This window comes from Saliphagus sp. LR7, assembly GCF_003344565.1.
Lineage (GTDB): Archaea > Halobacteriota > Halobacteria > Halobacteriales > Natrialbaceae > Saliphagus > Saliphagus infecundisoli.
Genome location: NZ_QPND01000027.1, coordinates 22,293 through 34,393 on the forward strand (window position 1 = coordinate 22,293; position 12,101 = coordinate 34,393).

Here is a 12,101-nt window from a genome sequence, read left to right on the forward strand (position 1 = left end):
AGCGCACCTCGACCCGGAGACTTGTCCAACTATGACCGTCATTCACTCGTCAGCAGACAGCACAGAGACGTGCGAAAACTGTGGAAGTGCGGAGGTCCGGCCTGTTGCATGTTCAATTGGCCGTGGAGAAGCAGTCCCTGTCACGTATCAGTGCCAGAGCTGTGGACATATGCCCTAACAGTCGATGGAGGAGGGCTTCGGCGATTCCGGGGTAGAGACGGAGTCGACCACGGGGGTTGTGAGCGATAGGAGACGCACATCCCTCGACGGATGTGGACCGCACAGCACCGCCCACCCACGAACCCCCACCCACCTCCAGGGTCCGGGGCTGCTCGCTCCCAGAGGTCGCTGCGCTGCCGGGCTTTCCCTGACCGTGTGTTTGCTTCCGCTTCGAACCGCCCTCACCGTAGTGTATACTCCGAGGTGGGTTGTCTTATTTCCACACTGTCCGTTCGAGAATCTGGTGTTACTTTGGAGTGCTTACTGCGCAGTAGAGTACATTTCGGTCCAAAGAAATGCTGCTCCAAGGCGGCGATAACGCTTCTCTGTGTCTGAATCGCTAGCGATGTGCAGTTGTACTTCGGTTGTCCCCGTCTTCCTCAGTCGCGGTTACGGTTTCGGGAAGGGCGCTCTCGAACTCGGCTCTTATACGATACGCGTCAGCACTTTCGTCACCAGAACATGAGTTTCCGGAGTCTCTTGTCCCACTACCAACTGTCACAGTGAATGTGTCCGAGTCGTGATCATAGTTTCGACTAGTGAGTGTTGCTATATTACAATCACTGGATCCTACAAATAACGTGCCAGAGATAACAACCATGTCCTGATTGGAGTCAAAATGTATCTTCGGCGGCTCAGTCACAGACGGCATTTCATTGTAATTATCATCATCAGGCTGATATACATCAAATGCAACGCTACTAATCGGGCTACGCTCAGGAGAGAGGATGCTGTTGGGCCAAGATAAGCAGCCCCCACTAGCGAGAAGAACCGTCGCCGCTCCCGGAAGGAACGTTCGACGATTCATTGAGTAGCCCTCTTGGAACGATCTCTGGTTAGGAGAGTGGGTGCCGCTCTATCTCCTGTTATGAAAGACCGGCGGTGCATACTATCGTGTGAATAGCCAATGATATTAGAGGCTGGGGAGGCTACAATTCCCGTTTCAGTCTACTCCTGTACGTAACGAGAGGACCGAGTCGACATAGGCAGAACACACCCCATCGAAATCGAGTGGGAGGGCGACCACCCCGTCAGTACGAGCAAGATGTTTTGGTCTTTCGGACCAACCTCCTGCTATGCCGTTTGGAACGAGCTGGCACACGCTCCTCGACGAATGTGACGCTCTCGACGGTGAGGCGACGCTCGTCACGCCACTCACGGAGACCGAGTTTCGGATTACTGACGTCCAAGAGCACCGCATCGTGATCACAGAGACTGAGACAGGCGACGCACGGCCTCTTCAACGCGATCAATTCGCAACTCTCGCCGACCGAATCGGCGACGCCGGCGGCACGTTCCAACTCCAGCGCCTTCCGCCCGATGCTGAACCCTACGCAGCCGTGTTGAGTCTGCACCCTCGCTACGAGTGCGATACGAGAGCCGAGACGCTCACTGAAACCGACGAACCGACGACCTCCCAACTCATTACCGGAACCACTCCATCGAGTGACGACCAGGACAGGTCTGAGCCCGATCTCGACGTCTACGCGGATATGCTCCTCCTGATCGATACGCTCGAGCGCCACGATCCCGCTGCGTTCGACGAGTGGGAGACGCCAGTCCTCATCAATCTCTACACGCTGCTTTCAGACGTCCAGCGGAACGCGGGCGACCTTCGTACTGAGGTCCGAGAGGTGTTGCTCGATCGGCTTCACCACGACCAGCCGGTTCATGGACAGTATGGCTCGGTCCAGCGGACGACCCGACGAAATCGGTCGCTGAAAGACGACGACGAGGTACTCAGCGTGCTCGAAGACGAAGGAATCCCCCGCGAGCGCGTCATGGCTGTCGATCGTGAGAAAGTGGACGAAGCACTTGAGGTGACCGAGCTCTCGGAGTCCGCCGTCTACGACATCGACGAACGTGAGTACGTTCGCAAAGCCGATGTCGACGAGGAGACCAAAGAGAGCCGCCTCCAAGGGCTGAAAGACCAACTTGCCCTGAGCGACGAACCCGAAGCCGAAGATCTCCGTGAAGAAGTCGAAGAGCTCGAGGGCCGCATCGAGGAGCTGACCGAGTTCAGCCCGGGAACGGAGGTCAGCACACGTTCGTAACGACCACCTGGTGTCAGAGGATGGGTACCGATACCGAGTCAAAGAGACTGGACTTCACCGGAGGCGGCGTCGCGAATAGGGTTATTCCTCGTCGGTTTCAGGATCGTCACCGTCTCCGCGAACGAACGCGGCTTCAGCTGACGCACTGGACTGGTCCTGCTCTGGGGTCGGCCCCTCGAGAAGTGAGGCGAAATCGTCGACCTCGTCGTACTGATCCTGGTAAATCAGGGCAGCCTTCCCGTCTGCGGTGATCTCGTACAGCCCAGAGCGCTCAGCGGGACCGATCTTCCGAACGAGGCTGTAGTCCTCGAGGACGGGCAGCCGCGTATTGATGTTCTTTCGACTCTTCCCCGTATGTGATTGCAAGTTTGTCGCGACGTTTCGACCCTTGTCCTGAAGTGCTTCCAGGATCAGGAAGTCTGTTGGTTGTCGGAGCTTCATGAGATAAAACTAACACCCGATACTACGTAGCTCTTATGGCTAGACTCCCCCGGGAAGATCGGTCAGCTGAGCTCCTCTCATCATACCCGGGTACCCGCTACTCGCTTTCGACAGCCGACCGCGCCTCAAGATGCTCTTGTTCCCACTCGTGGCGGGCCTGGAGTTTCTCATACCCCTCGTCAGTGAGCGCGTAGTAGTTCGTCCGCCCGTCGAGTTCGCCCTTCTCGACGTATCCGGCATCGACGAGTTCGTCAAGGTTCGAGTAGAGTCGGCCGTGGAGGACCGATCGATCCTGCTCGGTTTCGACCTCGCTCATGATCTCGCTCCCACTCGGCGTCTCCATCCCGCTGAGGACGACCAACAGGTCACGCTGGAATCCGGTCAGTTCAGCTAGCATACTTACCACCTCATTCATATACCAATAAAAACGTTCGCTTCCGTTTGAAAGAGTAGCTGGATGCGCACGGAACCCCCATCGAGCGTAACGTTGTCCCTGCGGTTTCGAGATGAAAGACACAGAATCGGTGTCTGAAATCGAGACACTCCACACAAGCCCTCGACCGCTCGCCATCCCGCGACTCGCTGCGCTCCTCACTCCGTTGCGGTGCTTGCCGGCCGAGAGGCGTAGCTCTCGTCGGTCTCCGCTCGCTGGCTCGCGGAGACGTCGTCGGGGGACGACCGAGACGGTCTCGCCCTGTGTATCCACCAGGCGGAGGGATCGAGAGCCGGCAGGCCTCGAGAAGTGTGGCCGGTGTGTTCGAGACGGCACGCCCCGCTCGCCACATGCCGCCCTCCGCTCGCTCGCGACCGACCATTCCGGGCGTGCGGGCGCTCTCCGCACCGTCCGCGCCCGTTCCGGGCAAGCCCTCGCACCAGCGGGTCAGTTCGGGGGGTTGCGCTGCGTAGCTGCTCACCCCCCCTGCTTCCCCGCTGGGTTCCGGGCATGTGGTTTCGGCGCCAGCGCTTCACCCGTTCGGGTCCTGCGGACCGCGGCTTCGCCGCCCGCGACGGACGTGGTTGCGTCGCGGCGAACGGGGAATGCGCTGGACGCTCGCTCCGGGCGGGTCGGCGCGCGGTGCTGGTTGGGTCCCCTCCTGAGGCGCGCTCTCGCTCGCGCCCAGGGGGCGCTCGCGAAGGCGCAAGCGAGAGCGCGCAGACGAGTCTGTCGGACGGTGACGTGCGTTGAAAACCGCGATGTGGTACCATCGCGGTGTCGGGCGCGTGAGCGCCTTCGGAGCCAAGGACTCCAATGTCTAGTAACAACTCGAATAGCAAGGACGTTTCGGTCGATGAACAGGCGGACGAACAGAAGGGCGGACGAGCGGTCAATGAGGATGGGTTCGAGGTCGTCGATGAGACGCCAGAGTTCGCGGCGTCGGTCGATCAGGAGGTGCACACGAAAGTCGAGACCGAGCACCCGGAAACGGTGGTCGGGCGGGAGGAGAACGAGTACGGCCATTTGCCGTTGGCCCAAGAAGAAGAGATCCGGGCTCGGGAAGAAGAGCTCGATCGGATCAGCGCGAAAGCGGCGTTCGGCCAGCAAGAGGGGCGTGAGGAGCGCACCCGAGAGGTCGTCGTCGAGCAGCGTCGTGAGCGGCGGATCGAGCGGGTCGATCCTCGGTCGGAACTCGAGCAGACGGAGGTTGCAGAGGTGAACACGCAGTCGGTGCGGATCACCGAGAGCGTGCGCAGTGGGCCAAGCCGGGCGGCAGTCAGCCTTGGGCTGGCCGAGAAGGTCGAGAACGGGAAGTCGATGATCGACGCGACCCTCGAGCAGATGCACGACGTCAAGGCTGAGGCAGGGACGATCGTGGACATCGCGGACGTGCCGGAGGTCGAGACGAGCGAAGTGGACGTGGAAGGGAACGTGATCGAACTGTGGGAGCCGTCGAAGCCGTCGATCCAACAGGTGGGACTGATCGCGGACGAGACGGAGAAGATCAAGTTCACGGTCTGGAAGAACTCCTACAAGACGAAAGTGAGTGAGGGCGACACGGTGCGATTCAGGAACGTCAAGAAAAACTGGTACGACGAGACGTGCAACCTGGCCGTGACCGGGTGGAGTCGGATCGAGTTCCCCGAGCGCGGCCGGTGGTGGGACGCGGAGTAGCTGACACGGCCCTCTTTTTTCGTGTAGCACCACACGCTCGCTTCGCTCGCGTCCTCCCCAGCCTCCTCGCTGCGCTCCCTGCGGTCGCTTTGCTCGTCCCTCGCGCGCGGACTGCGCGAGCGCAGTCTCGCACGCGCCGCCGCCTCACAGGGAGAGTAGAAACGGACCCCTTGGCTGAGGAAAGTCGAGTGAGCGGACCACGCAGTGGTGTTGAGAACCTTCCGAGAGGGAGAACAGCCCATTCGATAACAGGTACAGTACTGGGTCCGGAATCCGGTGTCCGGTATTTCAGAAGGGTATTACAAAGATTAAAGTATTACCCACTCGTTCCTATTACACATGAGTGATGCCGAAGAGGGAACGACTGTTACGGTGACAAGCAAGGGGCAGGCAACGATCCCGAAAGAATTCCGCGACAAACTCCACATCGAGACGCCAGGTCGAGTTCGTTTCAGTGAGAACGAGGAGGGAGAGATCGTGGTTCGACCAGTCAAACGGCCATCCGAGATTCGAGGCGCCCTCAAATCTGGAGCTGACGAAGAGGACAAACTTCCCTCGGAAATGCTTCGAGAGGAGCGAGACGAGGACACACAGAATATGCAGGAGGAGTACGAGCTGTCGGAGCCTGATGAATGACCGTTATTTTCGACGCCGAGCCACTGCTCGCCTTTGCGTTCGATGAGCCTGGTGCTGAGACAGTTGAACACGCTCTCGATGGCGTCTATGATGGGGAAACCGATGGCTATGTGACGACTATCAACCTTGCTGAGTTCCGATATATCGCAACCCGTCTCACCTCGGCAGCGGACGCTGATGCCCATATCACTGATCTCCGAGAGATGGGGGTCGTCGAATACAACATCGATGAGTTGTGGATGCCTGCGTCGGATTTGAAAGCCGCGTACAGTCCCTCACTCGGGGATGCATATGCCCTCGCCGCCGCCAAAGAACTAGACAGCGATGGCGACCAGAATACAACCCTTCTCGTCGGAGCAGATGATGATTACGACGTGTTCGAAGAAACAGAGGGATTCGAGCACCTAATCGAACGCTTCCGTGATGACCCGGCCATCCACGGATCGAACTGAAACGAAACTGCATTTTCGCGATCGAAATAGACTCCCTGCCGACGCCCCCCGGACTGGGGATCGATCAAAGCGAAGGTCCTAACGCTCAAGAAAGCACTCGAGGTTGCCGAGGAAGCATGTACCACTGCTTTGGCTTCAGTTCCCGACCGGGCTCAGCACTGCGGCCGACCCAGACAGCCGGTGGTGTTGGATCATACCCCCGAGAGGGAGTGAGGGAGAGTCGAAATGGCATCACCAGTCTCGTCTCAACCGACGAACCGGATTGTGAGTCGGCGCGATCCGACGACGGGCGTGTCGGAAGCAGACGCGACGACGTGAGTGCCTGTCTCCCCGTGAAATCCCATGTCCACGGAGAGCTTTGTCCAGTTTGGCGAGTCAGCTGAACAGCAGTCCAATCACGACAACGCCAGTTCCCAGGCCCAGGCGAGCACGAACGCTCACGAGGCCACGGAAACGAAAACGGGTGAGCGCGAACCTGCTTCCCAGTCGACGTGTACCGAGTGTGAAGGACGGATCATCACAGCAAAGCAGACGTCCTACTGCGAGGAGTGCGGGCTGGTCGTCACGGCCGACCACATCGATCACAGTCCGACACGGCGTCGACACGGGCCACGCACCGGGGGCGGTCCCGCCGAGTGGAGTTGTGAGTCGGTCACCCAACTTCGAATCGACAAGGGGCTGCATACGACGTTCTTCCTCACCAGTGACGGCTACGGGAACGCGCTCGAGAGCGCGCAACAAGACAAATATGACCGGCTAAAGCAGCGCCACAAGCGCTTCCAGGTTGAGAGCAAGCGGGCGATCCGGCTCAACGAGGCGCTTCGAGACGTCCAGATGATCGGTGGCAATCTCGGCCTGCCCTCTCACGTCGTCGTCGATGCTGGACGCTTGGTGAAACGGGCTGGCGAGGCAGGCGTGCCTGGTGCGTGGACATCGTGGGAAGGAGTCGCCGCTGGTGCCGTGTTGCTTGCAGCGACCGACGCTGGGGTGGATCGCCCGTCTCGAGAGGTCGCCTGCTACGGGAAAGTGAGTCACGTCCGGCTGTGTGCAGCGGCGCGCAAGATTCGATGCCACGTCTCAGTCGACATCCCACCGATACGAGAAAACGCGATCGCGCGGGTCCTCGAGACGCTCGACAAGAGCGCGATCGATAGTGGAGCCTATCTGCGTCTCAAGGACGTTGCACAGCGCCTGATGGAGGTTGCCGACGAGGAAGCGATCGGTGCAGGCACGCCACGGCTGACCGTGGCGGCAGCCGCGGTGTACGCCGCAGATCGGTTGCTCGGGAGTGAGTGGCTCACCATGCAGCAGGTCGCCGATGCGATCAGCGTGATCGTCGAGACGAGCAAAGACAAAATCAATCGGTATTCTTCGACACTCCGAACTGAGTACGCCGAGCAAGACGAGGCTGCCACGCCGAGCGTTCTCCCCGATCGAGAACAGATCGCAATGAAGTGAGAGACAGGAGCCAGTCATCGTGAGGCGGTCTGGTGTTGGTCGCTCCCACTGGAGGATGGAGGGAAAGACTAATGCCACTAGATTCGTCGATCACGCTTGATATCGAGACTGCAGTCACCGTTGGGAGCTGGCTCCAGAGGATGAGCCAACAGGAGTCACTCGAGCCAGCGATTGCTGAGCCGGTCGCCGACCTCGCGGCTGCGATCGGCGACCGTGTCCGCGAACAGGAGGTGTCTGAGGACGCGCCCCTCGAACTCAGCGTCACGACAGCCGCTCCGTCGGACAGCCCGTCACACTCCGATGAGGAGGACCGCAGTCCGAGCACGGATGAATATGAGAATCTCGAGGGTGGGCGTAGCGACGAGGACAGTCTGTCCGAGCAGTCTGCCACACCCCCGTCGCAGGTCTATGACGATCTGCCGGCCCACGCCTGGGACGCCAGTCCTGTTCAGGGTGACGTCAGCTCGGATCGCGATCGGGCAGAGTCAGACGATTGCCACTCGTCGTCGGCTGCAGAACCCGGCAGGGAGGTCTGGGAATCGGGACGAACACCGCCCTTGAAGTTCGTCACAGCGTACGAGTGTGAGGTATGTGGCAGCCTTCAAGAGAGGGAAACCTCAGTAAAGGTGTGTGCGTACGTCGCAGACTGTCCAGTGTGTACCGCTGCTGACGCCCGGTTCACCGCGATCGAGATTCCGACGCTGCTTTCGGAGGACCCTCATTCGGGCTGAGCCAGTGATGCTCGTCCAGTGTTGACGGCCTCCCGCTCGCTTCGCTCGCGTCCTCCCCAGCCGACTCCCTGCGGGGCGCACTGGCGTGCGCCTCCTCGGTCGTCCCTCGCGCGTTTTGCGCGTTAACACGCGCTTTCATCGCGCGCCACTGCTCACGACCTTCACGTTTGAGTTCATAGATCAGAATTTCATCATAGTCAGAACGGAGACGGCCTCCTCTGTCGTTTCCAGTGTCCCACTCCATGACAGGACCATCAGTCGATGGATCGGATTACAGCCATGAGTCACAGATGGATCCTCGAGACCGAGATCGCAGCATGGGCCGTCCGCCGATGTAGTAGCTGAATATACCGATCACGAACGCAAATGCGAGTGAGCCACGGCATCTGAGAAAGCGCCCTTCCGGGTAGCAACTGGTTCGTTCCGGCGTCGTTGACTACCGGCCGTCCCATGTGAGGGAATGGACTGTTGGGAACTCGTGCTTCGCTGTTTGTGGTGGGTTGTAGTACCGTGATTCGATCTCGTAGTACCCGAATTCGGGCGGAATACTGGCACATGCCTCTGCTAACCTCTTATCTGCCGTATGAGTGATGACGCGTATCTGCACATTGCGTTCGAACAACCGCACGGCCAACGCTATCAGTGAGGCGTCCCGCCAGTTGTTCGTCACCGGATACTTGCTCTGCTGATTCAGGAACTCGTCTGCAAGATGCCGCGCTTTCGAAACCGGATCATCAACAGCATCAACGGTCCCACTTCGAATACCGGGAAGTGGAGTCGCAACACGGATCCATCCATCCTCGATTGCGTCATCAAGATATGGATTCACGGGCGATTCAGCACGGCCGTACTCCGTCAGTTCACGGTAGACAGTTACTGGCACCCACAGCTCTGTCCCGGCGGCTTTCACGGCGTCTTTGAGCGACTGCAAGTGTGGATTTGGGTGCTTTCCCAGCGCACGAAACATCACCGTATCCGCGATATTTGCCGTATACATGTGTCATCGCTTCCCCCCCTTCTTACTCGTCTCTCAGATCGGCACGCTCATCCGCGAAGTCGGCCGGCGTGTACGTCGCCGGACTAGAATCGTCGTCACCAAGATCCTGGATTTCGTACAGTGCTTCGACAATATCGTATGCAGTGCCGGACGACAGTTCGGTAAGGGTAGCGATTTGCCGGATGGTAATTTCTCCTTGGCTGTGTGCGGTGACAAGATCGTATACTAGCGCGAAGGCTACGAGACCGTGGTCTTCAAGCACTCGATTGATGACGGGGTACTCGTCTCGGTGTGCGACCACCTCAATGAGGTCGGGTGTAATCGAGACTTCAACGTCGCGTACCATAAGTGTCAATTCGAAGTCCTCCGCTTCGTATATGCTAGTTCCATCCTCCACCCCGGTTTCGGTGATGAGTCCAGCCTGCTCTAACTTGCGGAGATACTCGTACACCGTCTTTTTCGACACAGTGGCAGTCTCCGTGAGTTCGGGTGCCGTTGCCAGTGGTGAATGGCGAATGGACGTATAGAGGGATGCAAGCGCTGCATTGGAAAACAACTCGGTGAACGTAGGGATACTGGTGATTCTCCCTGGGTTGGTGCCCGCATTCCGAACGTGTTCCGTGTCGTAGCTCATCTTGTGTAGAGTTACGAAACTCGAAACAATAAGTGTTCTCCTACCTAAATCCCTATAGACCAAAAGAACGAACCCCTATCACCGATTACGAGGCAGGCAGCCGAACGTGTCTGTCGCGAGATCGCGATCGAGAACCCCATCGAGACGCTCACGGAGTCGCCGCGTTCTGGAATCTCCGTAACTGCATCACGTGGAAGGAGGTCAGTACCATCATGTTGAGGACGCCGACCAGCCACGATGGAACCACCTTCAGCTCGTATAGTTCTCGACGATATTGGTGAGCGGCTGGCGGACCCGTCCATCGCCGTCGACGTCTCCGGTGGGATAGATGTGATACTGGTCGTCAAATTTTTCGACGGTCAACAGGAGTCCCTCTCGTTCTGTCGTCCAGTCTGCGTCCTCGAGATGGGTTTGGAGGGCAGCCATATCGACAGTGGTCTGTGCCTCACGGAGCGCGTCAGCGTCCTCAGTGGGGACTGTTGTGAGTCGTGTCTCGGGGAACGTGTATCGTTTGACGTCGTGGTCTCGTGTTCCAACTGCGAGTTCGTCAGGAGCAGCGTCGGTCCAGTCAGGCCACCCTGTGTCGAGTCCTGAGACGAAGGCGATGACTACAGCAGGCGTCTCAGGATCGTACTCGGGGTTGTCGTCAGCAACGGTGCGTGTGTCGCCATCCTCTGCAGTGACTGGTCGGTCTGCGATCGTCTCGGCAGGCCTCTCAACGACAACAGCGAGGTCCGGGGACTCATCATCGGTATCGATCACGTAGTCACCAGGATTCATAGGCGGCCGTACTGGTCCCGCTGCGTTAACTGTTTACCCTCAAGTGGATCTCACCACGTGGCATATCAGTGTCCGGTAGTAGAAACAGGCCCAGGCGACGATAGAGAACGTACCGGTTCCATCTTCGGTCCATTTGCTCTCTCGGAGGATCAGTCAGGAGAACGTACACAAAAGGTTATGCAGCTCGAACCAGTGTGAATAATCATGCAAATAGAGGACCTTCCAGGGCATTTCGACGAGCAACTCACGTATCCAGCCGACAGAGCGACTGTCATTGAGCAATTCGGCGAGGTTGAGGTTGAAGCCCCAGACCAAGACGATTCTGAAACGGTTTCCACTATTCTCCGTCCTCTCACTGACGAAACGTACGACTCGCCAGATGAGCTGTACACAACCATCATCGGCAACCTCAGCGAAGAGTATATCGGACGAAAATTCTACGATGACAGAGGCCAGCAAACTGTGGACGCGTCGGAACGTTCGGAAGACGAACGCGACATCTCGTTCTAGCACCGATCGGCAAGAGGCCCTCTAAGATCGCTTCACAACCAGCAGAGATGAAGATTGACAGTATCATCAAGGCCACCGAATCGGTCCCGAAGCACGTTCACTCCACTAGTCTGATCATCATTGCCAGAATCCCACTGACCTGCTTCCTCCAAGAATATTATTACCACAAAGCATGTCTTCGAGAGGCAAATATTATCATCCTGTATGCCATAGTCTGTCGTACGATGACTGATTCAGAGTCAATACGCCAGGATTCTCTTTCCAGTGGGACGTGGGATGATATTAAAGAATTACCGCCGAGTGCGAAACTAGTCGCGAAAGTTCTCGAGCAGAATGAGGCAATGACTCAACAAATGATTACAGAAGAGACGCTCTTGCCCGATCGAACGGTCAGATATGCTCTGAGCCGCCTCGATGAGGAGAATACCATCTCGTCCAGATTTTCGGTTATGGATGCCCGCCGACAGCTGTACACACTCGACATCAATTCCTAAGTCGATCAAGTATGTCGGCAAGGAAGAAGTTCCTCCAACCCTTCCTCGGCTCCAATTGGATCTTTGGATTGCATGAATGGCTCCGCCTTCTATGAAGGCGCCCCTCCCGGTTCACCGTCGCTCGTTTGCAGGGTCCGGGCTGCTCACATTGCTCACAGCGCTCCCTATCGGTCGCTGCGTTCTCTTGTTGTGGTTGCCGGCTTTCCCTTTGACTCTCACTCGGACGCTGCTGACGCGGCTCAGTGCGCGTCTCTGTGCACGCGTTGCCTTCTCGCTCGATCCTGCCGCTATTCTACAGCCCCAGCTGGACGGTGACCGCACCGGACATCTGGTGGCGTTGATCCCCTCCCTGCGAGGGAGTGGAGGCGAACAGAAATGGCAACACTCCAAGCAGTGACCGCTTCAAGCGGCGCGACGGTCACTGACCCAGATGCAGTCGAACAGCTCTGTGAAGCACACTCAGTACCTCACAAAGCGTCCTCAGCTCACTGCCGCTGAAGCCTGAATTACCGACGAATCTGGGCTGGACGGGTGCTCCAATGATCCATCCCAGCCGCGGAAGACAGAGTAGCGTCGCAGTCGGCG

13 protein-coding genes are annotated in these 12,101 nt (G+C 58.3%); 8 read left to right on the plus strand and 5 right to left on the minus strand.

Annotated features, from left to right (window positions below):
- The first annotated feature begins 1,295 nt into the window (after window positions 1-1,295).
- Window positions 1,296-2,273: a hypothetical protein gene (locus tag DVH23_RS20580; protein WP_114579256.1), complete on the plus strand. Its 978-nt coding sequence runs from the start codon at window positions 1,296-1,298 to the stop codon at window positions 2,271-2,273.
- 81 nt (window positions 2,274-2,354) lie between these two features.
- Here the strand turns inward: DVH23_RS20580 and DVH23_RS20585 are convergent, their stop codons facing one another.
- Window positions 2,355-2,714: a winged helix-turn-helix domain-containing protein gene (locus DVH23_RS20585; protein WP_114579257.1), complete on the minus strand. Its 360-nt coding sequence runs from the start codon at window positions 2,712-2,714 to the stop codon at window positions 2,355-2,357.
- A gap of 97 nt (window positions 2,715-2,811) precedes the next feature.
- Window positions 2,812-3,111 carry a PadR family transcriptional regulator gene (locus DVH23_RS20590; protein WP_114579258.1) on the minus strand — a complete coding sequence of 100 codons (300 nt, stop codon included), beginning with the start codon at window positions 3,109-3,111 and terminating at the stop codon, window positions 2,812-2,814.
- An 852-nt stretch (window positions 3,112-3,963) separates the two neighbouring features.
- Here DVH23_RS20590 and DVH23_RS20600 point away from each other — a divergent pair.
- The 5 genes from DVH23_RS20600 to DVH23_RS20620 all read left to right on the plus strand — a co-directional run bounded on the left by DVH23_RS20600 (window position 3,964) and on the right by DVH23_RS20620 (window position 8,101).
- Entirely contained in the window at window positions 3,964-4,824 is an 861-nt protein-coding gene (locus DVH23_RS20600) for a DNA-binding protein (protein ID WP_114579259.1), read from the plus strand.
- 339 nt (window positions 4,825-5,163) lie between these two features.
- Window positions 5,164-5,460 carry an AbrB/MazE/SpoVT family DNA-binding domain-containing protein gene (locus DVH23_RS20605; RefSeq protein ID WP_114579260.1) on the plus strand — a complete coding sequence of 99 codons (297 nt, stop codon included), beginning with the start codon at window positions 5,164-5,166 and terminating at the stop codon, window positions 5,458-5,460.
- The gene (locus DVH23_RS20610) at window positions 5,457-5,912 is read left to right on the plus strand and encodes a PIN domain-containing protein (protein WP_114579261.1); all 456 of its coding nucleotides are present in this window, start codon (window positions 5,457-5,459) and stop codon (window positions 5,910-5,912) included. Before DVH23_RS20605 ends, DVH23_RS20610 begins: the two co-directional genes overlap by 4 nt.
- Window positions 5,913-6,254: 342 nt before the next feature.
- Window positions 6,255-7,370: a transcription initiation factor IIB family protein gene (locus DVH23_RS20615; protein WP_114579262.1), complete on the plus strand. Its 1,116-nt coding sequence runs from the start codon at window positions 6,255-6,257 to the stop codon at window positions 7,368-7,370.
- Between the two features lie 71 nt (window positions 7,371-7,441).
- Window positions 7,442-8,101: a hypothetical protein gene (locus DVH23_RS20620; protein WP_114579263.1), complete on the plus strand. Its 660-nt coding sequence runs from the start codon at window positions 7,442-7,444 to the stop codon at window positions 8,099-8,101.
- A 436-nt stretch (window positions 8,102-8,537) separates the two neighbouring features.
- Here DVH23_RS20620 and DVH23_RS20625 read toward each other — a convergent pair whose 3' ends face one another.
- The 3 genes from DVH23_RS20625 to DVH23_RS20635 form a co-directional block, all read right to left on the minus strand.
- Complete coding sequence (locus DVH23_RS20625) at window positions 8,538-9,098, minus strand: hypothetical protein (protein WP_114579264.1); 561 nt, start codon at window positions 9,096-9,098, stop codon at window positions 8,538-8,540.
- Window positions 9,099-9,120: 22 nt separating this feature from the next.
- Complete coding sequence (locus DVH23_RS20630) at window positions 9,121-9,732, minus strand: helix-turn-helix domain-containing protein (RefSeq protein WP_114579265.1); 612 nt, start codon at window positions 9,730-9,732, stop codon at window positions 9,121-9,123.
- Window positions 9,733-9,981: 249 nt separating this feature from the next.
- Window positions 9,982-10,512 carry a hypothetical protein gene (locus tag DVH23_RS20635; RefSeq protein WP_114579266.1) on the minus strand — a complete coding sequence of 177 codons (531 nt, stop codon included), beginning with the start codon at window positions 10,510-10,512 and terminating at the stop codon, window positions 9,982-9,984.
- A 204-nt stretch (window positions 10,513-10,716) separates the two neighbouring features.
- Here DVH23_RS20635 and DVH23_RS20640 point away from each other — a divergent pair, with 204 nt between their 5' ends.
- Both DVH23_RS20640 and DVH23_RS24780 read left to right on the plus strand, forming a co-directional pair.
- Entirely contained in the window at window positions 10,717-11,022 is a 306-nt protein-coding gene (locus DVH23_RS20640) for a hypothetical protein (RefSeq protein WP_114579267.1), read from the plus strand.
- A 224-nt stretch (window positions 11,023-11,246) separates the two neighbouring features.
- Window positions 11,247-11,516, plus strand: a complete 270-nt coding sequence (locus DVH23_RS24780; RefSeq protein ID WP_114579269.1) for a helix-turn-helix domain-containing protein — start codon at window positions 11,247-11,249, stop codon at window positions 11,514-11,516.
- Window positions 11,517-12,101 lie beyond the last annotated feature (585 nt).